Annotated in this window: 16 protein-coding genes and 1 pseudogene; 3 read left to right on the top strand and 14 right to left on the bottom strand. The window is 54.2% G+C overall.

From position 1 onward, the window contains the following. Positions 1 to 33: 33 nt before the first annotated feature. From rnz to ACESLM_RS01560, 11 genes are all read right to left on the bottom strand, one after another. The gene (rnz, locus tag ACESLM_RS01610) at positions 34 to 993 is read right to left on the bottom strand and encodes a ribonuclease Z (RefSeq protein ID WP_372629355.1); all 960 of its coding nucleotides are present in this window, start codon (positions 991 to 993) and stop codon (positions 34 to 36) included. 198 nt (positions 994 to 1,191) lie between these two features. Then, positions 1,192 to 1,770: a DoxX family membrane protein gene (locus ACESLM_RS01605; protein ID WP_372629352.1), complete on the bottom strand. Its 579-nt coding sequence runs from the start codon at positions 1,768 to 1,770 to the stop codon at positions 1,192 to 1,194. Between the two features lie 236 nt (positions 1,771 to 2,006). After that, positions 2,007 to 2,267: a hypothetical protein gene (locus tag ACESLM_RS01600; protein WP_372629350.1), complete on the bottom strand. Its 261-nt coding sequence runs from the start codon at positions 2,265 to 2,267 to the stop codon at positions 2,007 to 2,009. A 178-nt stretch (positions 2,268 to 2,445) separates the two neighbouring features. Beyond that, positions 2,446 to 3,084 carry a ThuA domain-containing protein gene (locus tag ACESLM_RS01595; protein WP_372629348.1) on the bottom strand — a complete coding sequence of 213 codons (639 nt, stop codon included), beginning with the start codon at positions 3,082 to 3,084 and terminating at the stop codon, positions 2,446 to 2,448. Between the two features lie 44 nt (positions 3,085 to 3,128). Further along, positions 3,129 to 3,752 (bottom strand): hypothetical protein, encoded by a 624-nt coding sequence (locus tag ACESLM_RS01590; protein WP_372629346.1) that lies wholly within the window; start codon positions 3,750 to 3,752, stop codon positions 3,129 to 3,131. Continuing rightward, positions 3,749 to 4,606: a hypothetical protein gene (locus ACESLM_RS01585; RefSeq protein ID WP_372629344.1), complete on the bottom strand. Its 858-nt coding sequence runs from the start codon at positions 4,604 to 4,606 to the stop codon at positions 3,749 to 3,751. Before ACESLM_RS01585 ends, ACESLM_RS01590 begins: the two co-directional genes overlap by 4 nt. Positions 4,607 to 4,747: 141 nt before the next feature. Next, a complete protein-coding gene (locus ACESLM_RS01580; protein ID WP_372629342.1) occupies positions 4,748 to 5,842 on the bottom strand; it encodes a GerAB/ArcD/ProY family transporter in 1,095 nt (364 codons plus the stop codon). 24 nt (positions 5,843 to 5,866) lie between these two features. Next, positions 5,867 to 6,121: a hypothetical protein gene (locus ACESLM_RS01575; RefSeq protein WP_372629341.1), complete on the bottom strand. Its 255-nt coding sequence runs from the start codon at positions 6,119 to 6,121 to the stop codon at positions 5,867 to 5,869. Between the two features lie 22 nt (positions 6,122 to 6,143). Next, on the bottom strand, positions 6,144 to 7,319 hold the full coding sequence (locus tag ACESLM_RS01570) for a Ger(x)C family spore germination protein (protein ID WP_372629339.1): 1,176 nt from the start codon (positions 7,317 to 7,319) through the stop codon (positions 6,144 to 6,146). 43 nt (positions 7,320 to 7,362) lie between these two features. Then, complete coding sequence (locus tag ACESLM_RS01565; protein WP_372629476.1) at positions 7,363 to 8,832, bottom strand: spore germination protein; 1,470 nt, start codon at positions 8,830 to 8,832, stop codon at positions 7,363 to 7,365. Positions 8,833 to 9,015: 183 nt separating this feature from the next. Continuing rightward, on the bottom strand, positions 9,016 to 10,677 hold the full coding sequence (locus ACESLM_RS01560) for a GMC oxidoreductase (RefSeq protein WP_372629337.1): 1,662 nt from the start codon (positions 10,675 to 10,677) through the stop codon (positions 9,016 to 9,018). A 107-nt stretch (positions 10,678 to 10,784) separates the two neighbouring features. On the opposite strand from ACESLM_RS01560, the pseudogene ACESLM_RS01555 reads away from it, so the two are divergent. Both ACESLM_RS01555 and ACESLM_RS01550 read left to right on the top strand, forming a co-directional pair. Then, positions 10,785 to 11,504: pseudogene (locus ACESLM_RS01555) on the top strand (ThuA domain-containing protein); the annotation flags it as partial. A gap of 24 nt (positions 11,505 to 11,528) precedes the next feature. After that, on the top strand, positions 11,529 to 12,614 hold the full coding sequence (locus ACESLM_RS01550) for an aldose epimerase family protein (RefSeq protein ID WP_372629474.1): 1,086 nt from the start codon (positions 11,529 to 11,531) through the stop codon (positions 12,612 to 12,614). A 125-nt stretch (positions 12,615 to 12,739) separates the two neighbouring features. Here the strand turns inward: ACESLM_RS01550 and ACESLM_RS01545 are convergent, their stop codons facing one another. Continuing rightward, positions 12,740 to 13,540 (bottom strand): helix-turn-helix domain-containing protein, encoded by an 801-nt coding sequence (locus tag ACESLM_RS01545; protein ID WP_372629335.1) that lies wholly within the window; start codon positions 13,538 to 13,540, stop codon positions 12,740 to 12,742. 97 nt (positions 13,541 to 13,637) lie between these two features. Here ACESLM_RS01545 and ACESLM_RS01540 point away from each other — a divergent pair, with 97 nt between their 5' ends. Beyond that, positions 13,638 to 15,560: a glutaminase domain-containing protein gene (locus ACESLM_RS01540; RefSeq protein WP_372629333.1), complete on the top strand. Its 1,923-nt coding sequence runs from the start codon at positions 13,638 to 13,640 to the stop codon at positions 15,558 to 15,560. Positions 15,561 to 15,728: 168 nt separating this feature from the next. Here ACESLM_RS01540 and ACESLM_RS01535 read toward each other — a convergent pair whose 3' ends face one another. Both ACESLM_RS01535 and ACESLM_RS01530 read right to left on the bottom strand, forming a co-directional pair. Then, on the bottom strand, positions 15,729 to 20,609 hold the full coding sequence (locus ACESLM_RS01535) for a discoidin domain-containing protein (RefSeq protein ID WP_372629331.1): 4,881 nt from the start codon (positions 20,607 to 20,609) through the stop codon (positions 15,729 to 15,731). Between the two features lie 165 nt (positions 20,610 to 20,774). After that, a complete protein-coding gene (locus tag ACESLM_RS01530; protein ID WP_372629329.1) occupies positions 20,775 to 21,821 on the bottom strand; it encodes a glycoside hydrolase family 130 protein in 1,047 nt (348 codons plus the stop codon). Between the last annotated feature and the right edge of the window lie 24 nt (positions 21,822 to 21,845).

Here is a 21,845-nt window from a genome sequence, read left to right as displayed (position 1 = left end):
CGATTCGCCGCGGCAGCCAGCGCCCGGCTGGGGCTATGCGCCGGAGGAGTGGCTGCGTTCTCCTCTCGGAGGGGCGAGCACCGGATACGGCACCAGCTCCAGCGCCGCATCCGATCGGGGAAACACGCTTCGAGCCTGCTCCTCCAGCAAGATGAGGTCTTCTCTTCCGTATCGCGAGCTGAAATGGGTCATCAGCAGCCGGGAGACGCCCGCGGCTTTGGCGATTTCGGCCGCCTGCACCGAGGTGGAGTGGCCGTACATGTCGGCCTTCTCCGCCAGATCGGCGCCGAACGTCGCCTCGTAGACAAGGGCGTCGGCTCCTCTTGCCAGACGTATCGCCCCCTCGCAAGGCCGGGTGTCTCCCATCACGGCGACGATGCGGCCCGGAATCGGGTCGTGCAGCACATCGACGGCGCGAATGATCGTACCGTCCTCCAGCTCGATGTCTTCCCCGGCCTTCAGCCTGCCGTACGCCGGTCCCGGAGGAACTCCCGCCGCCGCGAGAACGTCGATGCGAAGAGCGCCGGAGCGCGGTTTCTCCGCGACCCGATACCCGAAGCAGGCGATTCGGTGATCCAGCATAGCGCATTCGACGGTATATCCTTCGCCGTTCAACAGCGGGCCTTCCTTCTCGATCTCGTGCACGTTAAGCGAATAATCGAGATGGGTGCCGGACAGGTTCATCGCGGCATCGATAAATTCACGCAAGCCCGGAGGACCGTATACGTCAAGCGGCTCGGAGCCTCCCAGCGACGATCTGCTGCTCAGCAAGCCGGGTACGCCGAACAGATGGTCGCCGTGCAGATGCGTAATAAACAGCTTCGTCAGCCGGCTCAGCTTCAGCGGAGCTTTGAGCAGCTGATGCTGCGTCCCTTCCCCGCAGTCGAACATCCAGAACGTCCCCTTGGCCCGGGTCAGGTTCAGCAAGACGGACGTCACGTTCCTCTCCGCGATCGGCATGCCGGCGCTCGTTCCCATAAACCAGATTTCCACGCGCTCGCCTCCTTCCTCAGTCAGCATTGACGGGTTGTTCCCCGTTTAACCGGCGTTTATTGGGATTGTCCCATATGATTTTGAGTTTTCTCATCATTCTAATAGTTCGAAAAAGTGGAGAGCGGAGCTTATAAATTCTGTATCGCCCACTTAAAAAGAGGCTGCGCGCTGCGCAGCCTCTTCCCTATTGCTTCTATGTTATCCGGATATGCTCGAATCCGACGACTTCTTGCGGTTCCACGGCGTACCGAGCAGCGGCAGCGCCCATCTGTCCAGCCCGTACCAGCCCGCTACTTTCCAGCCGAGCACGATCCACGTGGCGAGAATGAACAGCAGCGGATTAGTGCTAAGCGTGCCCGCGAACAGGAAGCTCGCGTTCATGAATGCTCCGAAGAATGCCGCAATCCCCGTAAGCAGACCGAGAATCAGTCCCAGACCGACCAGCACTTCACCGAACGCGACCACGTACGAGAACAGCTTGGCGTTGGGCAGCACGGCGTTTTCCAGGAACGAAGCGTACCAACCGGTCACGTCTTTGCCCTCTTCCGCCTTCCCGATCGCTCCCTTCACGAACCCGGTCAACCCTGCCCCGGCTTCGCTTCCGACCCACTTCTCGTTGGTCACCTTTTTCCATCCGGCGATCAGCCACGCGTAACCCAAGTAAAGGCGGATAACCAGCCACAGCAGTCCCGACCTCGTGTTGTTGAACAGAAAGTTCGATACCGGATTATCGGGGATGATGATGTTTTTGCCCTTCAATTCTTCTTTGATCGTCACAGTCTTCATCTCCTCTTAGGCTTATGTTCCAAACCTTACCACAGATGATTTGCGTAAACTGTAAACAACTTCTCATTTGGGCAACTCAGCCTAATCATACACATTTTTTTAGGAACAAACCACAATTTCCCTCGAATCAGTGCCAATCGGGGCTTTAGCTCGCCGCCGCCCTGACCGAAGCCCAAAACATGCGTACACACAAACGGCCGCCCGTATCGGCGGCCGTTGCTCCCTGCTTAACCCTCTGCGGTATCCCCTTCCGAATCCGCGTTCGTCACGTAAACGATGATCCGTCTCGCCAGTTGAATGCCCTCTTGCTCCCCATCGGCGGAGGAACTCCCCGCGCTCATAACGGGAGACTCCGTCGAGGGAGAAGGCGTCATGTCCGCCCTCCATGCGACGAACGCCGACCAGATTCCGATCAAAATCAGCAAGGCCGCTCCCGTCAACAAAGCTTTAAATACGCCGTCCCGACCCGCTGTCCGATAACCCTTCATTCGAACCTCTCCTTTGCATACGTGAAATCTTAACCCCAGTGTATCCGAAAAAGGGAGCGTCTTTTAGTGACGGCGGACACGTGCCGCGTCATGCATGACTCGTGTGACAGAGCGGGACGGGACTTTCGGCGGGTTCAGCGTCTGCGGTTGTTCGGTTCCCGGGTCCGTCGGCTCCGGGCTACATCGCCTTGGCGGCCCACAGGCCGGCGTTCAGAATCAGCTTGCGATAGCTCTCCATCCGGAACGCGGACACCCGATGGCCGGGCATCAGATAGACGACTCTGCCAAGTCCGTAGTCGTGCGTCCAGGCCGCGGGCCAGTATGCGCCGTCATGCTCGTACTCGGCCAGAATCGTCGTGCGGATATGCGGATTGAATTCGAAACGGTAAGGCTCGTCCTCTACAATGAACGGCTCGACGCGGTCCATGATCCGGTGGTTCGGTTCGCGAATGCGGATCGGGAGCGCGGTAAATTCGGGATGGCTCATGAACTTGCCGCCCAGCAGCGTCGCCAGCTCCTGATTTCTCTGCAAGGAAATGCCGTTGTGAATGGCCAGCAAGCCGCCGCCTCTCGCCACGTACGACAGCAGAGCCGCGGTGCGCTCGGCCGGCAGCTTCTCCTCCAGAAACTCCGTATACGAGATGAACAGCCGGTAAGGAGCCAAATATTCCTCCTTCAGCATCCCGTAATCCCCGGTGCATCTGACGTCTATCCGTTCCCGGAAAATGCTCCGAAGCTCCTCGTCCACTCCTGCGAACGGATGATAGATCGCGTCCGAATAATTGCCCAGCGCCAAAGCCTGTATTTCGTTTCCCATGAACATCGCTCCTCTTGTATACCTATTAAGGAAGCCAGGCTCCCTTACATCCGCACATCGATCACCGAGCCTTCTCCGCCGTCGAGCCCCCCGCCCCCGCTCCCCGGATTGCCCGCGATTTCCCTTCCGGCTTGCCGCGCCAGCGCCACAATCGACAGCCAGGCAAACAGCACGCACAAGGCCAGCAAAATCACGAAAGGAAGCATCTCCTGCAAAGACTGGTTGAGTTGAAAAGGAAGCTGGAACAGCATCCCGGCTCCGGAGGCGAAGGCGAAATGCCGGCGGTTCCTCGCGGATCGGGCCAGCCGCTCCTTGTTCCTCTCCAGCGCATCCAGACGGATTCCCTCGCACAAGCCGTACAGCATCGCCAATTCGATCGCAAGTCCCGCCGCGGTCAGCGCAAGCGCGTTAAGCGAGGGCTCTATGCCGCCCGTCAGCGAGAAACCCGATCGCGTCAGTCCCAGCAGCGCAAGAACGGACAGAATGAGCTGCACGGCCGCCGCGTTCCAAGCGAGCTTGTACATGCGATTCCTAGAAACAAGCTTCGCTAAGCCCGCCATCAGCAATCCGTACCCGACGACGTCGGGCAGCAGATCGAACCCGTTAATCGTGACGTCGATCAGCGCCAGCGCCAGCCCCCAAGCGATCCGGGAAAAAGCTATCTTCATTCCGCCCTCCCCCTCATCTCTCGGACGTAGGCCCGCATTTGCGCGTCGGTCGGATACGGCGTATAGTTCGCGAACACGATATAGTCGTACTTGTTGCCGTCCGGCTCTACGAAATGCTCTCTTAATTGCACGTTGTAGACGGACAAGACGTCTGCCGCTTCCTTCAGTTGAAAACGGTAATCGAGCGACAGCATCTGACCAGTGTCCATCTCCAGAGGAACAGTCGCACTGCTCGGCTGCTGCGGCATTCCGTGCGTATCGTTCGCCTTGAACTCGTACCGGAACGCCCCTCCAAGCTTCTCCAGCCACGCGGAAGAGACGCCGGAGAGCGTCGCCGGCCGGACCGCCGTCACGACGGCCGTTCCGCTGTTATCGCTTGAGCCCCTCCCGGAACTGAAACGAACCGGCGGCTCCTTGGTCTTGTCCGGCGGCCAGGCCGGGCGGTACGCGATAATTTCTCCCACGTCCTCCTCCCGCACGCTTCCGTCGCTATATTGTACCGTCAACGCGTTTAACCGGAGAGGCTCGCCCTCTGGACGTTCCTGCATCCTGTTCTCGTCGAAATATCCGCGCAAGGCGTAGATCGTCTGACGGCGCAGCTCCTGATGCACCTGCACAGGGTAGAACCTCAGCGCCTCCAGCCCTTCGGCCGTCGCGGACACCGGCTTGCGCTTGTCGTCCTTGTTGGCGACGTACAGCAGGTCGAAGGCGACCGAAGGCGTATACGTCGTCTCGATATAATGTCGGAGAAATCCCGGCTCAGGCAGCCGGTAGTGCCGGTAATAACCGTAATTAGCCAGCCAACTGGCCACAATCAGCGCCGCGGCGATCAGGTAAACGGCTCTGGCTTTCATCGGTTTCTCCTTCCCGAATCTTCCCTCTATGTCATCCGCTATACATATAACGCGACAATCGGTTCAGAGTTCCTCTGGAAGTGAGAAAAACCTTGAAAGGCATGAAGCCAGCAACGTCGATCGGGATGGAACCGTTCTCTACTACTTTGCACGGTAACGAATGAATGCGACAACCGTTACTAACAGCAAAGGGGCGCTATAGGCGAAGGTAACCCATAACGGATGCACAATCGATACGATTTCAACCCATTGCATATCAGATTTGAAGCCGACCAACGTGTTCAGAAAAGCGATCAGCGCAATCGGCATGACGATCGTTCGGTAATCCTTCAGCTTGAGCAGATGCGCCACAAACAGGCACAGCACATATAGCGTTATTGTCGCTTTCATATAAGAGCCGGCAATAAGAGACATCCCGATCACGGATTCGATTCTGGTTATAATTTCCTGAACGTCGACTGTACGAGCAAGCTCGTACAACGAATATTTTTTGATACCGGCAAGAGGTCCGAACAGCATAATGGTGCAGACGGTAGAGATGCACAGAGTCAAAATATTCATCAGCAGAGACAGGAGCATATTCCGATTCAGTCCGCTGCCGGATGGTTTGCGAACAAATTGAAGGAGCATCGTGAACAAAAAGACTTCGGCGTAAGGAAAGCCGTACGAGAAAAAAGCGCCGTTCAGCACCGGTTTTAAGCCTTGCGGCATGACCGGAACAAGAAATTCGGGATTGTAATTTTCCATAGCCAGCAACAGAACGGCGGAGACAAATATAACGATAAAAATCACAATAATCGTAAACATTCTGGCCATAACCTCGAGCCCTGCTCGAACGGTCAAAGCTGCAACCGTATAGATTAGAGAAGTGAAAGCGTAGGAAGGCGTTTCCCGCAGCATGGAGCTCTTCATGAACAAGGCGATATCCAGAACGATCGCGGTAAGCATATGCAGCATACAGGAAAGAGGAAGAATGGATATGATGATAGTAGGCCAGGATCCGATCAGTTTGCGGCTGTATTCCACATAGCTCGCATTAGGAAACCGAGCGTGCAAATACAGCATGCAGCCCAGCAACATCATGCCTATTGACCCGGAAATAAGCAGCGACAACCAAGCTCCGCTCTCCGCTTTGCCGATCAGCGGGGCGGGAATATTGATGATCGACGATCCGGTCATAAAGGTGAAGAATAGCACGCTTATTTGCTGAGGGTTAATCGTTTCCAGTTTGTCCATTCCTGTTACCTCCGCTGCATGAAGTCATGGTTCGGGCACAGTCAGCATTTGATCAAGCCTCCTGGCCAAGTCCGTGAATACGAGATCGGCCAACTCGTAAAGCCCGGGGAAATCAATCGGAGACTCGAAAATGTAAGGAATAGCGAAGTACAGCGAGGCAAGCATGAGAACGATGTAAACGGCTTTCTCTGCCCTATTCGACACGCTTCTCAAATGCGACCTGTCGTAAAGCGAAATTGAACCGTATGCAAGGAGCAGTACGATGATGCGTTCTAGCACATGCATCCCTCCCGGGGATTTACTAAGGGCGTTCACCCGATACAGCCGGTTTTCCAATCGTTGTGCCTGTTGTCAACATTTTTACATGAACTTGTATATCAAATGGGATTTCGGCAAACTGGCTGTCCCATTGCTCCTTCATGGCGTTCCATTGCTTGGGATGCCATCTTGCAATCGCGTTTCCAACCTCAATGATATCCGTTCTATTTTTCTGAAGAACCCGGAGAGTTATCCTCATTTCCTTTTTTATTTGTTCTTCTACTTTGCGAACAAAAGCCGCTTCATCCTTTCTTGTCTTGATCTCCGTACACTTCAACTCCCCGATCGCACCCTCAACCGTGGTTTTAACCTGTACGCGCACCTTGTCTTCCGCCAGCGTGGGCTTCAATCTAGTGCTTAAATTAAGCACTTCGAACGTTTCCGTATCTTTCGATTTCCTTTGACAAGGGATCTCGATAATTCCGGATTTATACTCGTTTCGCATGATGATAAGCCCCTCCACTTTTTTGGAGGGCAGAATGCCTATCATTTTTCCTTTCTTAAGAAGGGCTAGACCGGCAGAGTTTAATTCATCCTTTTCATCTTTGTCCTTATAGACGTAGGTGATTGCCGAATCGTTCGCTGGACTGTTCAATTGCAAAGCCAGTTTGAGCAAAGTGGTATCCAGCGACTTGGCGGCGTTTTTGTAGGTAACCTGTTTGGTTAACAAAAGCTGTTGGCCGATCGTTTGCTCGATAGCCGGCTTTACTTCCAATATTTTATCCGCGCGCCCTTTGGCAATCATGATGGATATCGTATGTCTCGGTTCATGGTCCCGGTAAAAAAAGTCGATCAGCTTGCCGATATCGGTCGATCTTGCCAGCTTCTCTCCGACCACAATAATACGCATATGGCTCCAGCTGGCTTTTCTCCCCAAATGAATCGGGATATCGCGGATTGCTTCGAATATGGAATCGTCCTCCGTCTTGATTAGCAAGTTTGAAGTCTCGCTTGCCGAGCCTCCGCCGCCCCCGCCGCCCTTTTGACCGGCGACCGGCCGGTACATTTGCGTCGTGAGCTGGAGCTGCTTGTTTTTTCCCTGGTCGATCGCAATGGCCATCACGAACCCGGATTGATCGAGCTCTCTCTTGTTCCAGCAGCCGGGAAGAATGAGCAGTAAGGCAGGCAAAATCGCGAGAAGCATCCTTTTTTTCATCATGGTTACTCATTCTTTCCTGATTCGTATTGGCTGCAAGCTGACGCTAGCTTTTAGGCGTATGCTTGCGCGGAAGCTGCAGCAGCGTTTTTAATGGAGCCCTTACGACTACATCCCGGAACTCGCTTAGCCGGAAAGGGGCGGCAGGGGCCAGATAAGGTTGTCCGAGCGAACGAAGCTTGCATAGATGAAGCAAAATGAGCAGAAAGACGATCATAATGCCAAATCCCCCCATAACCGAAGCGGATACCATAAGCGGAAATCTTAATATCCGCAGCGCGATCGCTATGTTGTATTGAGGAATTGTAAAGGAGGCGATTCCTGTCAAGGCTACGATAATAACCATGATCGGCGAAGCAATGCCGGCGTTAATCGCCGCTTCGCCGACGACGAGCGCCCCTACGATGCTGACGGCGGAGCCGACAGGCTTCGGCAGCCGAACGCCGGCTTCCCGGAGCAGCTCGAAGAAAAACTCCATAATAAGCGCTTCGAAGAAAGCCGGCAGCGGTATGCCTTCCCTCGTATCGATGATCGTTAGCAGCAACACGGTCGGGATCAGCTCGGGATGGAAGGTCGACAAGGCGATATAGATGCTTGGCAGCGTCAATGCCAATGCAAAAGCGACAATTCGAAGCCATCGGATCATGGACGAGTAAACGGTTCTTTGGTAGTAATCCTCGCTGGATTGGAAAAACTCCACAAACAAACCAGGACACAGCAATATGCTTCCCGTGCCTTGTACAAGAATCGCAATTTTGCCGGCCAGCAGGGCGGCGACCGCAGTGTCCGGTCGTTCCGTATACCGATGCTGGGGAAAGGGCGACCACGTGGAATCCTCGATTAATTGCTCGATAAACGAGGTTTCCAATATTTCGGTTTGACCGATTTGGTTGATTCTTTTTTCAAATTCCTGCAGCGCTTCGGGGTCTACGGCGCCTTCTACATAGCCGTAAATGACTCGTGTTTTGGTTTCGCCGCCGCCGGAAATCGCAACGGTCTTGAATTTCGGCGTAGTAAGGCGAACGCGGAGCAGCCCGATATTTTTTTGCAGGTTCTCAACCGTGCTTTCCCGAGGCCCCTGAACAACCGTTTCATTAGCCGGCTCTGAAATAGGCCGTGATTCTATCGTAAGCGATCTATAGACTAAAGCCCTGTTCCATTGATTAAAAAAAATAACGATATTGCCTGATGTAATTTGTTCCACAGCCTGATCGAGATGATCCAGCAGCTCGGCCTTCTTCTCGGAAACCCCGTTTTTCTCGAAAAAGGAAATGACGTTCTCCGGCGTAATCGTCGTACCCGGCCCGACCTCGTGAGCGACGAGGTCTTGCAAAGAGGACTTCATGTAATTGATAATCTCTCCCTGCATCAGCGTCTCATAGTAGACGGAGCAAGCCTTATGCCGCAGATCGGGGCCGTAACTCCAGTGCCTGAATACGAGATCCGAGTTTTTGGCAAAGATCGCTTCAATATGGCCGATATTATCGTCCAATTGATCCGAGATCGGCCGCTTCATCTGGCTGCCGGTTTGGGCTGCGTTTATTTGCGACTGTACCGGCGATTGCACGGATTTGCCGCTTGGAGTCGAACCGCCTAAAGTATCCGGACACATGGAGCGTCACCTCCGCTTGAAATTTTTGGATGGATTTGGCATTAGTTTGCGGAGGATCGCCCAAAATTATGCAGTTATTACTGAAGGTTAATCCGTTTGGCTGTGCGCGATATAATCCGCCGTCCGGATGGCCAAGGCGGCGGTCGATAAGGTTGGATTAGAAGCGCCGCAAGAAGGGAGCACGCTGTTGTCGGCGACGAACAAGCCTTCTATGCCGTGAACTTGCCCATATCGATTCGTTGCCGAAGTAAGCGGATCGTTGCCCATCCGGCACGTGCCGAAATCGTGATTGTCCGCTCCGGGGGGCATTAAGCATACAGCCGGCACCCCGTCCACCAATTCGAGACGCAATTGCATCGCAGAGGAAGCTTGCAGAATATACGTATACATCTCTTGAATAACGGCCTCGTCCTTCTCGCTGTAGGAGAAGTCGACCTGCAGCTCGGGCATTCCATATGCGTCGATGCGGCTTGGATCGACATACACCCTGTTCTCGTAGCGGGCTTCCACCTTGCCGGAAGCGCCATAAAAACTGATTATCCATTCGTCTTGAATCGGTTTTTTATCGTAATGGTAGTTAAAAAATTTGCCCGGACCTTGGAGCTGCAGCCGGTAGGGACGATTCGGCAGCTCGGGAACGACAATCCCGAGCGCGCCCAGCGGCTCGTGAAAGCCTTTGGTGCTTAAGCTTGCGGTCGCGATCAAGTAGGAATGGTTCGTGAAATACCGGCCGATAGCGGGGCCGGTGATGCCGGAGTTCAGTAAAATTCGCGGAGTCTGAAGGGCGCTCGCCGACAGGATCACCGTCTTTGCCCGAATGATATAGGACTTTTTGTCGAGCGTCATGACCCGAACGCCGGCGGCCTTTCCGCCTTCCGTAATCACTTGCGCGGCGTAGGTGTAAACGGCGAGGTCGAAGGGACGAAGGCTGAGCGCTCTCGCGAGAAAAAGGATCGAACTGAAAAAAACGTTGGAATTCAGTTTCCCGTAGCGGGTTTGATCCAGATCGGTCGCAATGGGAATACGGTCCGCATTGAAATAGCCGTTCGCACGAAGCCGTTCGAGTAAAATGCGCGTAATGGACGAGTCTTTTGTATATTCTGTCGTCACGTTCATGACCTCTTCGGCGATATTGTAGTAGAGCTCCATTTCCTCGTTAGAAACGGGCCATTCTCTTCTTTCGAATTCCGGAATGCGGGGAGAGACCGCTCCCCACAGCAGCGTTCGTCCGCCTAATGCGTAAACGAGCTTCATGCCGGGATACTCGGGGAGTCTGTTCCCAATGAGATCGGTTACTTCCGGAGGCGCGTACAATCTGAAGCTGTCGCCGTTAATCGTGGCTATATTGGCGACGTGGGTTGGCAGGTACGCAGGGCCTCTCTCTACAATCCCGATCCGTTTGCCGCTGCCGGCCCATTGCTCGCACAGACGCCAAAGCGCGGCGCCTCCCCCCGCGCCGGAGCCGACGATCAATACGTCGTATTCGGTCTCGGACATTTTCTCGGCATCGGTTAACGGAATCCAGGTAGGAAGAAACTCGGATTCCGGGACTGGCGGGCAAAAAGGGGCGACAACCCGATCGTCTCTAAACGGTGGGAACTGCGTATCCAGGTTTACGTTCTTGCCTGAGATATCCGTATACGGATTGGTTAGATGCGGATTGACCGTCAGCAATGGTTCAAGTTCGATCTGAAATCGCCGGGATATTTTTAGCAGCGTATCTCCTGGCCCTGCAACATAGTATTTCAATGGCAGCCCTCCCTTTCTTTACTTCAAATATATGCCCCGATCGATGCAATTAACGCGATTGTTTCTCGCTGGAAATACATATACATCGAGAAGGGAGGTGATCGGAAATGAAGAAAGCGGTCCGGGTGACGATTTGGAACGAGTTTATTCAAGAACGAACGGAAGTGAAGGTCGCGGCCATCTATCCTTACGGCATCCATGAGGTTATCGCTGCGGGAATCGGGGCGAACGGCTTTGAGATCCGCACCGCGACGTTCGATCAGCCGGAGCACGGTTTGCCGCAGGCAGCGCTGCAGGACACCGATGTGTTGATATGGTGGGGGCATGTCGCTCACGAGCAAGTATCCGATGCCGTCGTCGAGCGCATTTATCATCGAGTGCTCTCCGGTATGGGACTTATCGTTCTTCATTCCGGCCATCGGTCGAAAATATTCAGGAAGCTGATGGGAACGACCTGCGATTTGAAGTGGCGCTCGGATGCCGAGCGGGAACGGCTGTGGGTGGTCGATCCCTCACATCCGATTACGGAAGGGCTGGGCGAGTTCTTCGAACTCCAAACCGAGGAAATGTACGGCGAGTTTTTTGATATCCCCGCTCCTGAAGAGCTTGTATTTATTAGCTGGTTTCAAGGCGGGGAAGTATTTCGCAGCGGCTGCGCCTATTCCAGGGGACTTGGCAAAATCTTTTATTTCCGGCCGGGAGACCAGGAGTATCCTACCTACTACAACAAAGATGTGCTACAAGTTATTGCCAATGCCGTGCGATGGGCCGCCAGCCCGCACGGAGCGGAGCCGGTGTACGGAAATACGGCGCCCCTTGAGCCGATCATCCGGGATGACAAGGCCGCCGCCTTGAAGGGCGGAGCGCCGCGCAGGGGCATCGCTAAACGTTATGCCGGCCAAACGCCTGATGGGCTGGCCGTCTATCAATACGTATTGACCAATAAGAACGGCATGCAGGCGGCCATTATAACTTACGGCGGCATTATGACGAGTCTAAAGACGCCTGACCGCAGCGGCAAGCTGGAGGATATCGTTCTCGGATATCCGGCATTGGAGGACTACTGGACAACCGGCAATAAAAACTATTTTGGAGCGCTAATCGGGCGCTACGCGAATCGGATCGCTGACGGCCGGTTTATGCTGGATGGCGTCGTCTACCGGTTGTCCGTTAACGACGGTCCGAACACGCTGCATGGCGGAATGAGAGGCTTCGACAAACAGGTGTGGCGTGCCGAGGAAGTATGGAGAGATGGCGTTGTCGGACTTTCCCTGCGTTATCTAAGCAGAGACGGGGAAGAGGGGTTTCCCGGCAACGTCGATGCGACCGTCGTCTATACGCTTACGGACGGCAACGAGCTGAGAATCGACTATGCGGCAACGAGCGACAAACCAACGGTTGTGAACCTTACTCAGCATAACTACTATAATTTGTCCGGGGCGGGCAAAGGGAATATTCTCGGCCATATCGTCGCCATTCACTCCGACCGATACACTCCGGTAAGACCAGGGCTCATTCCTACAGGAGAGGTGCTTGGCGTTGCCGGAACGCCGCTCGACTTTCGGCAGCCGACTCCGGTCGGCGCCCGAATTCACTCTGACGATCCGCAAATGCGGCTGGCGGGCGGCTACGATTTCAATTACGTCATCCGTCATGGCGCGCAATCGGGGGGCTTCGCCGCCAGCGTCTACGATCCCGTTTCCGGCCGGTCGATGGAGGTGTATACAACGCAGCCCGCCGTTCAATTTTATACGGGCAATTCGCTGGACGGCAGCGTCATTGGGAAAGAAGGCATCGCCTATGAGCGGTATGCCGGATTGACCTTGGAAACGCAGCATTACCCTGACTCGCCGAATCGCCCTCAGTTTCCTTCGACCGTTCTTGTTCCGGGTCAACTGTACAGGCATGCGTCCGTTTATAAATTTTCCGCTGTTTAGTCGATATGGCAACGAAACAGCCGCTTGTTATTGGGTCCATGCGATCGTTAGGCAGCATGTTTCAGCCACCGCTACCTTCCTCCTCCCTCTGTGACCTGATTCGAGCGCCCTACAAAAACGTCCGCTTAAAGCCTCATTTTACGGAAATGAATAGGCGCTATCCCCACCTTCTTCTTGAACAGATTGGAAAAGTAAAACTCGTCCGCGAAGGATAGGTGTGCCGCGACCTCCCGAACGGTCATGCCCGTGCTCCTCAGCAGCTTTTGCGCGAAATCGAGCTTTAATTGAAGATGGTAATGATACGGCGTGACGCCGTACTGGCGTTTGAACAGGCGGATCGTTTGCGATTCCGACTTTCCGACGACCGCCGCGAGCTCGGACAGGGATACGTTCTCCGAAACGCGATAGTCCAGGTACGTTTTCAGCTTCGCCGCATCCGATCGAATGGCCGGCGCATGCAGATGCTCGTTAAGCTTGATTATCAGCTCGTGCACGGCCAACGTGCAGTTGAGCGCGGAGTTGTCGCCGCCGGCCTGCGCGTTGCGGACAATCCGCTGCAAATAATCCATAGAGTAGAAGCCCGGGATATGGTAGCAGCCTTCAAGCCCATACCGGCGGATCAGGTCCGTCAGCAGCTCGCCTTTGACGTTAACCCAAATTTTAACCCACGGATCATCCTTGTCGGAGAAGTACAAATGATCCTGTCCCTGGTGCAGGAAATACGTATCCCCTGCATTCGGATAAAATTCCTTCGAATCTATTCTGACCGTTCCGCGCCCTCTGACAATGTATTCGATGGTGCTCACCGCCGAGCGGGGCCTGTCGATCCGATACGATCCGTCGCAGAAGGATTTGCCGGCCATTTCAAACTGTAATCCGAACGATCCGGCAGCGGCTTCCCTGAAAGCGTAAATTTCTTCTCTCATGCGCATTTTCCTCATTCGATCATCGTTTTTATCTATCCCTTGCCTTCATCGACGTCAGTATACTATATGTAGATCGCATAGAACAGGAGATGATCGAATGAGCTTCAGACCCTCGGCAGTTCCCTTGATTACCGTAGATCCGTATTTCAGCATCTGGTCCTTCGCCGATCGCTTGTACGACGATCACACGCGTCATTGGACAGGCCAGCGCAACGGCATGGTCGGATTGATCAAGATCGATGGCATCGTGTACCGATTCATGGGAAAAGTAGAAGCCTTCGGCGAACGCTATTACGCCGAGCCCCGAGTCATCCCGCAGGTCAAGGTGGAAGTCCAACCGTTGACCACGATTTACGGCTTCGAAAACGAACAGGTCGAACTGACCTTGAATTTTTTAACACCTCTGCTTCCGGATCGATTACACATTTTGTCTCGTCCCGCCTCTTATATCTCGTACGAGATTCAGATCAAGGACGGGCAGCAGCACGAGATCGAGGTGTATTTCGACATTTCCGGCGAATGCTGCGTCAATACGATGGATCAGAAGGTCGTCTTCCGCCGCGGCTCCGATTCCGTGTATTGCGGCAACGCCGAGCAGAAGCCGCTTAACGCCAGCGGAGACAACATCCGCATCGATTGGGGTTATCTTCATGTCGCGCATCCCGGCGCGTTCGTAACCGGCTATGACGGGCGATATCAATTTCTGACGGGCCGCGAAGTTGAACGATTGGACGCCGAAGGCGAAACGCCCAAGCCCGCCAGCGAATACCGCTGCATCGCGCTGATCAGCGACAAGCTATCGGATACGATCTGCCTCGCCTACGACGACATCAAGTCGATCGAATATTTCGGGAAGCCGTTGGACGCGTATTACAAGAAGGAATACGGAACCTTCGACGACATGCTGAAGCAAGCCGTATCCGACTATGGGCAAGTGGGGGCTTGGGCAGCGGGATTCGAGGAGAAGCTGAGCGGCGAGACCGCGAAAGTGAACCGTTATTACGCGGACATCGCGGCTCTGGCCTACCGGCAGACGATCGCCGCCCACAAGCTCGTGCTGCACGACGGGGAGCTGTTGTTTCTGTCCAAGGAGTGCTTCAGCAACGGCTGCATCGCCACGCTGGACGTCACCTATCCTTCGATTCCGCTGTTCCTGAAATATAATCCGGAGCTGGTCAAGGGGATGCTTCGTCCGATTCTGAAATACGCGCGAACCAACGCCTGGACGTTCGATTTCGCCCCGCACGACTGCGGCCAGTATCCGCTCTGCAACGGCCAGGTGTACGGCGAAAACAAACTCGAATATCAAATGCCGGTAGAAGAGTGCGGCAATATGCTGCTATCCGTAGCCGCTCTGTCCCGGTACGAGGGCTCGAACGAATTCGCGCTGCAAGAGAAGCCGCTGCTGGACAAATGGGCGGATTACTTGCTGGAGCACGGCTACGACCCGGGCAATCAGCTGTGCACGGACGATTTCGCGGGACATCTCGCCCACAACTGCAATTTAAGCATGAAGGCGATCGTGGCGCAGGGCGCATACGGAAAGCTTATGAACGAGGAGAAGTATATCCAGGCCGCGAAAGAGATGGCGGGCAGATGGCGCGCGGACGCCTTGAAGGAGGAAGGTTCGCTGCTCGCCTTCGACCAGCCGGATTCCTGGAGCCTCAAATATAACCTCGTGTGGGATAAGCTGCTTGAAGTCGGGCTGTTCGATCGGGAAGTCTACGAAAATGAAATCCGGCTGTACAGCCGGAAAATGAATCGTTACGGCGTGCCGCTGGACTCGCGCTCGGATTACACCAAGCTCGATTGGCTGGCGTGGACGACAGTCTTTACGGACAACGACGAGTATAGCGAACGATTGTACAAATCCATCTGGGATTTCATCAGCGAGACGGCCGAGCGGGTGCCGATTACCGACTGGTATTACAGCTCTACCCCGCATCAGGTGAAGTATTCGCGCTACAGCGGCTTCCAGAACCGGACCGTTCTGGGCGGGATTTATATTAATTTGCTGTAGCGGTCGCTTGCTGTCGTACAAGATTATCGATGAAAAAAGGGGGGCATCTATCTCCTGGAGACTGCCTCATACGGTCCTGAAATGACCCTGTGACGGGTTTATCCATTCCACATTTCAGGATCGGGGGTTGGGGGATCTCGCATCGGAGGGAGATAGATGCCCATGACATCATTCTATCGATAATCGTTCGGTACGGCTCTGTTCTGTACCAAGCTCCAATAACCGCACCAATAGGGTCACCGCTTCCGCCCGGGTCGCGGTACCGTTCGGAAGGAACTTATTGTCGCCGCGGCCGTTCACGATGCCCAGCTTGCGAGTCGCTTCCACCGCTCCTCTCGCCCACGTTGGCACGTCTTTGTCATCCGCGAAGCCGGTTGCCGTATTCGAGTCAAGGGACAATTGGAGCACTCTGGCGATCATCGTCGCCATTTCCGCCCGGGTAATCGGCGCAGCCGGACGGAAGCTGCCATCCGCGTAACCGTTGACGATTCCGGCTTCAATCGACTGTGCGACCGCTTGTTTCGCCCAGGTTCCGATCTTGGCCCCATCCGTAAAGTCTAGCGCCGAACCTGCTCCTTCCAGCTTAAGCGCATTGGCCAGAATGACCGTAAATTCGGCGCGGGTAATGGCGGCATTCGGCTTGAACGTTCCATCCGGATAGCCGCTGACAAGCTTCATATCCGCCGCGTTCAGGATGGCGCTCTTCGCCCAATGTCCCGCGATGTCTGTGAACGATGGCGCCGGCTCGCCGGATTCGCCGCTTTCGTCCGTTTTCTCGTCAACAGCCATGACCGCAAATTTGGTGAAGTGATCCACCTCTGCCGTAATTCGATCGCCCTTCACGACGCCGCCTATTTCAATCCATACTTTCTTTGCTTCGTCGTAGTAGAAGATAGCGACTCTTTGATGGTCTCCTATGAGAGACGGATCGAACTTCATCGAGATGACGATCGGCATCTTGAAGTTGCCGGTTATATTTTTCGTCATTTCAAAGACGTTGCTGACAAGCGCTTCCTTATCGAATACGAGGTTTGCTATATCGAGCAGCTTCTCGATCTTGATGCGCAGCTCTTGCTCCGCCGCTCCTGCGCCTATCGTAAGGACAACTTCGTCATCGAGGCTGACCTCGCCGGCCCTGCCGCTCGGAATAAGGATGGTTCCGTCGGTCGATAGGATGACGGAGGTATCATTGCCATTGCCTGAGCCGCTGACCGGCGGCGTCTCCGGTTGCGGAGCTCTCGGCGTCGCGGTCACGGCATTGGAGAACCTGCTCTCGCCCCCCGCCCCTACGGCTTTCACTGAGAACGCATAGCTCGTTCCGTTAGTCAGGCCGTTTACCGTATACGTGGCTTCCGTTACGCTGGGTTGAACCAACTGCCAGTTGTCCGGATCGACCGGCGCCGCCCTGCCTTCATATTGATACACGGAATAGGTGACGCTGGCCGCCGAAGCGTCCCATCTTAAAGTTACGGAACGGTCGCCGGGGGTCGCCGTCAAATTCGCAGGCGATGCCGGAACGGAAGTTTCTTCCGCCAACGGAATCGCTTCGTTCGACGGCTCGGATGCCGCCGAATCGCCTTGAGCGTTCGTCGCGACTACTGTAAAGGTATACGCCGTACCGTTCGTCAAGCCGGTGACGGTGATTGGACTATCCGTACCTTCCGCCGTCGCAGCAGCCTCTCCGTTCGCCCATGCGGTTACCTTGTAGCCTGTAATTTCGCTTCCGCCGTTATGGATCGGAGCGGCAAAACTCACCTCGGCGAATCCGTCATGACCGACGGCATACACCTCGGTAGGAGCGTCCGGGACAGTAGCAGCAAGAGCAGAATAGACTTTAAATTCCCAGAGGGAGTAACCGTAGGACGACCCTCTTTTCGTGCCGTACATTTGAATGTATCTTGCATTCACAGGTTCGAAGGAGATTCTTTCGATTCCGCCGGCTCCGGTTGCGGTGCTGTAAACGGTAGTCCAATTCGTCGCGTCGTCGGAAACCCGAATTTGATACTCCTTCCCATACGCGCTTTCCCAATGCAGAACGACTTTCTGAATGGACCTGCTAAGGCCGAGATCGACGTAGATCCACTCCGAGTCGGAATAATTAGATCCCCAACGGGTACTCAATAAGCCATCGACAGCATTGCCGGGCGCCACGTCCGCGGCTCTGGCCGAGCTAGCCACTGCCGGCATGCCTTCTGCAAGATTGGGCGCTAAAGATTCATATACTTCAATTTCCCAGAGCGAGTAGCCGTAGGAGGTTCCTCTTTTCGTGCCATACATCTGAACGTATCTTGCATTCACCGGTTCGAAGATAATATTTTCCCTGCCGCCTGCTCCGGTTGAGGTGCTGTACACGGTCGTCCAATTCGCCGCGTCGTCGGAAACCCGAATTTGGTACTCCTTCCCATACGCGCTTTCCCAATTCAGAACGACCTTCTGGATGGATTGGCTAGAGCCAAGATCGACGTAGATCGACTCCAAATCGGAATAGTTAGATCCCCAACGCGTACTCCCTACACCATCGACAGCATTACCGGGCGATACGTCGGCAGCTCTGGTCGAGCTTGCCACTGCCGGCTTGCCTTCTGCAAGATTGGGCGGCAATGCTTCATACACTTTAAATTCGTAAAGCGAGTAGCCATTTCCAGTCCCCTGCTGAACGCCCTGCATTCGAACGTAGCTGGCACTGACCGGATTGAAAGAAATGTCTTCGATTCCTCCGTTGCCCGTCGTCGTGGAGTAAACATCCCTCCAGGCGACAGAATCGTTCGATACTTGAATTTTATAACTTCTCCCGTACGCTTCCTCCCAATTTAGTCTAACTTTATTGATCACATATTGATCTTGCAAATCCACATAAATCCATTCCTTATCCGAAGCGTTTGAACTCCAATACGAAGTTCTGTAAATATCCGTAGCATTCGAGGCATATCGGTTGTCTTTGCTGGATGAAGCGGTCGCGCCTTTATCGTAGGCGAGATCGAAGCCTCTGTCGTCGATGGAGGCTGCCTCATTCAAAGTCATGCTGCGGCCTGTGAACGTATCCTTGCCGAGCTTATAGCTTGTCGTGGTTGTTTCTCCGTTTCGATTCAGCGTCACGTTCACTGTAATCCCCGGCGTTTCGGGATTGGCAACTGAAATACGGACAGGCGTTGCAGATTCGTCAACCATCACCATGGCGGGTTTATCTACTGTAACCGTCAGCCCGTCTCTCAACTCCACCGTTCCTGCTTTATAGAACAGCAATTCCGCAATTTCCAATGTATTATGCCGAACAGCCTGGACCGACGTTGTATTCGAAAGAATACTTATCGGATTGTCGCTCGCATAGCTGCTGACCTCATCCGAAGTTTGGTTTGGCAATACAATGTACTCATAGGAGGCATTTGCCGGCTTTACGCCATGATCCAACCAGATAGAGAAAACGGGAAGAGTGATCGGCTCCGTTGAACTGTCCTTAACGACGTCGCTCCAGCTTCCGGTTTTCGTCTCCCGCTTTACTTGAAAGGTCGTCGATTTCGGGAAGATATAGCCAATATTATCGTTATATGCCCAGCGTCCGTTGGTTTGCATCGTTCCGTCTGCGATCGGATTTCCATCTACGAGAACTTCGCCCACCGCTTGACTTTGGTTTAATGTCGTGTGAATAGGAGCCGCATTCGTCGAAGCGATTCCTGCGCCAAGCGCCACCATTTCATCGTCGAAAAAGAAGTAACCCTTCTTTCCGCTTGTACCCAGCTTGTTAAAATCAAACGCGGTGGCTCCGTAACGCTCATCTGTCACGCCGCCTACAAACGTTTTGGGATTGTTGAAATTCCCGTCCTTCGTGAGTACGTACGGGGCCGTCGTGCCGGGAACATGAGCCCAGTCCATCAACGGGTAAATCCGTCTGTATTCGTCGCCGGTTCTCTGAATGGCGGTGGCTCCTTGCGGCGTCCAGTACAACAGGTTATATCCGGCGGGATGAATCGTTCTCCATTCGCCGCCCTTGACCGTGCTGGAAGACATCTTGACCGTAATTCCATAGTCATTCCGCATATGGGAGGAGACGAGCGTCTGCCATTGCGTCATATTGTTAGCGTCCTGTCCATTGCTCGTGCTCGTGCCGACCTTGCGAATATTGTCAAGGAAGCTCGCAAACTCCGCAGCTCTCGCCGGGTTGGCTGGCTGCATCCACACCAGCGGATCTTCGTAATAGGTCAAAGCCGCACTCGAATAACCCGGCCATTCGGGTCCATTCATCCCCATACCCAGATCGGCGACATCGCCTCTTACGAGATACCTGGTGCCGTCCAAAATGTATGACGATAACGAATCGATCGCTACCTTGCTGAACGAGAAGGCCGTGTCCGAAGTAACGTAAGCCCAGAATGCCATATCTCTGGCAAAGCTTCTTCCATAACCCGTCGTATAATTCGTTTTGCCATGCATGAAGAAAGACATGTCCGCCTGAATTCCCGTTACGGTCGTCGTTACATTCGCCAGCAAGTTAAAGGCATTCACGGCGTCCCGAACGATCTCGGCATCCTCGAGCAACAAGCCGCGGTACATATAATTTTGATTGTACCAGGACGAGTTGGTTCCATCGACAGTGTGCGGTTTACTGTCTAATGTAGCAACAATGTTGGAGGTTTGCTCCTGCGTTAAGTAGCCTTCGCATAAAAGCGCAATTTTTTCTAGCCTTAATTGTTTGCCGATTCCGGTTTCCCACCAGTTGGTTGAAGTCGGCTTTACCCTAAACCAGTAGTCCAGCCCCAGTTGAATACCCGCTAATAGAGCTTCGTCACGATAGTATGGACCACCCGGATCAGCAAACGCCTGAGCCATCGATTGCATTCGATCTAGCGCAAGATAGGGGGACCATGGCTTCCCCATATTCGCATTGGTTGTATCCTTATAATCGACATCCGCCCAGCTTCCATCCGTGTTTTGACTGGCTAAGTAAGTGCCGGCCTGCGATTTGAAGGTCCATTCGACTCGACCGTTCGTACCGTCGTTTATGATATCTCTGGAGATGTAATAAGCCACCATCCGTTCTTTCATCCATTTCATATCCGCGATCTCTTGGGCAGCACTCGTCGCCTCGGGAGTACTTGCCGATGCGGCCGGGTATACATCTATCGACGATATCATGAAACAAACCGTAGCCAGACATATCCATCTCTTTACTAACCTTTGCATTTGGTTAGCCATTCTCATGCTCCTCCCTTGTTTAACTCAAAAAAAAGTACGAAATATATCCTCCAAGGGGATGTCCGCCACGGCCATCACTTCATCCGCGGCGCCGTAATACATGCGGACGTTTTGATCCAGCAACAGGGCGCCGCACGAAAACACGACCTTGCCGAAAAATCCGTTCACCTCATATGCAGCCTCCGGCTCCAATACGGGGATACGGGATCTCGCAATCACCTTAGCGGGATTCTCCAAGTCGAGCAGCGCCGCGCCCATACAATAGCGATGCGTGCTGTCCGCTCCGTGGTACAGAGCAAGCCAACCGAGCTCGGTTCGAATCGGAACCGCGCCGCCGCCCATGCGAGCCGAATCCCAGCCTTGCTCGCTTAGCCCCATCAGAAAGCGATGGTTCCCCCAGTGGTCCAGATCGGGCGATTCGACGATCCACATCTCGGGAGCGCCGAACGATTTCGGTACCGGGCGGTGCAAAGCGTAATATTTGCCGTTGATTTTTTCCGGGAATATCATGACGTCCTTATTTTCCGGAGCCAGCATAAGCCCGCGACGTTTGAAGGTTCGAAAATCCCGGGTCTCCGCCAGGCCGACGCCAACGCCTCGAGCGGAGGCCGAGCTGTAAGTGATGTAATAGACGTCCCCGATTTGGGTCACGCGGGGATCTTCAATTCCCCACGCTTCCAGCGCATTTTCCGGAAACAAGGCCGGCTGCCGCTCGATGTCGAAATGAACGCCGTCCTTGCTTCGCGCCACCCGGAGATGGGATAAGGAGGTGAGCATGACTGTTCGTCCGTCCCTTGCGATGAAGCGCGAATCCGAGAAATCATAGCTCGGATCGGCCTTGTCGTAGCGCTTGACAAGTACATCGATACCCGCTTCGTTCAGCCGGGGGACGAGCACCTCGTCCGCCCGGTCCGATACCGGCGCTTCCGCAATGCGCAGCAACAGGATAATTTCATCCGCTAACTGCGCAACGCCTGCATTAAACGCACCCAGCACTCGAAAGTCGGGGCGGGAGGGCGCAACGTCCTCGACTCTGATAACAGGATTTTGCGCGCTGCGTTTTATGTTCATGTGAAATACCTCTTTCAGTATTTT

Source organism: Cohnella sp., assembly GCF_041641335.1.
Taxonomy (GTDB): domain Bacteria; phylum Bacillota; class Bacilli; order Paenibacillales; family Paenibacillaceae; genus Cohnella.
This window is presented reverse-complemented; position numbering and strand designations above follow the sequence as displayed.

Coding starts and splice junctions, on each gene's coding strand:
- ACESLM_RS01600 (WP_372629350.1), bottom strand. CDS start 2,267: ATGAAGGGTTATCGGACAGCGGGTCGGGACGGCGTATTTAAAGCTTTG.
- ACESLM_RS01595 (WP_372629348.1), bottom strand. CDS start 3,084: ATGGGAAACGAAATACAGGCTTTGGCGCTGGGCAATTATTCGGACGCG.
- ACESLM_RS01590 (WP_372629346.1), bottom strand. CDS start 3,752: ATGAAGATAGCTTTTTCCCGGATCGCTTGGGGGCTGGCGCTGGCGCTG.
- ACESLM_RS01585 (WP_372629344.1), bottom strand. CDS start 4,606: ATGAAAGCCAGAGCCGTTTACCTGATCGCCGCGGCGCTGATTGTGGCC.
- ACESLM_RS01580 (WP_372629342.1), bottom strand. CDS start 5,842: ATGGACAAACTGGAAACGATTAACCCTCAGCAAATAAGCGTGCTATTC.
- ACESLM_RS01570 (WP_372629339.1), bottom strand. CDS start 7,319: ATGATGAAAAAAAGGATGCTTCTCGCGATTTTGCCTGCCTTACTGCTC.
- ACESLM_RS01565 (WP_372629476.1), bottom strand. CDS start 8,832: ATGAAGCGGCCGATCTCGGATCAATTGGACGATAATATCGGCCATATT.
- ACESLM_RS01545 (WP_372629335.1), bottom strand. CDS start 13,540: ATGAGAGAAGAAATTTACGCTTTCAGGGAAGCCGCTGCCGGATCGTTC.
- ACESLM_RS01540 (WP_372629333.1), top strand. CDS start 13,638: ATGAGCTTCAGACCCTCGGCAGTTCCCTTGATTACCGTAGATCCGTAT.
- ACESLM_RS01535 (WP_372629331.1), bottom strand. CDS start 20,609: ATGAAATGGATGAAAGAACGGATGGTGGCTTATTACATCTCCAGAGAT.
- ACESLM_RS01530 (WP_372629329.1), bottom strand. CDS start 21,821: ATGAACATAAAACGCAGCGCGCAAAATCCTGTTATCAGAGTCGAGGAC.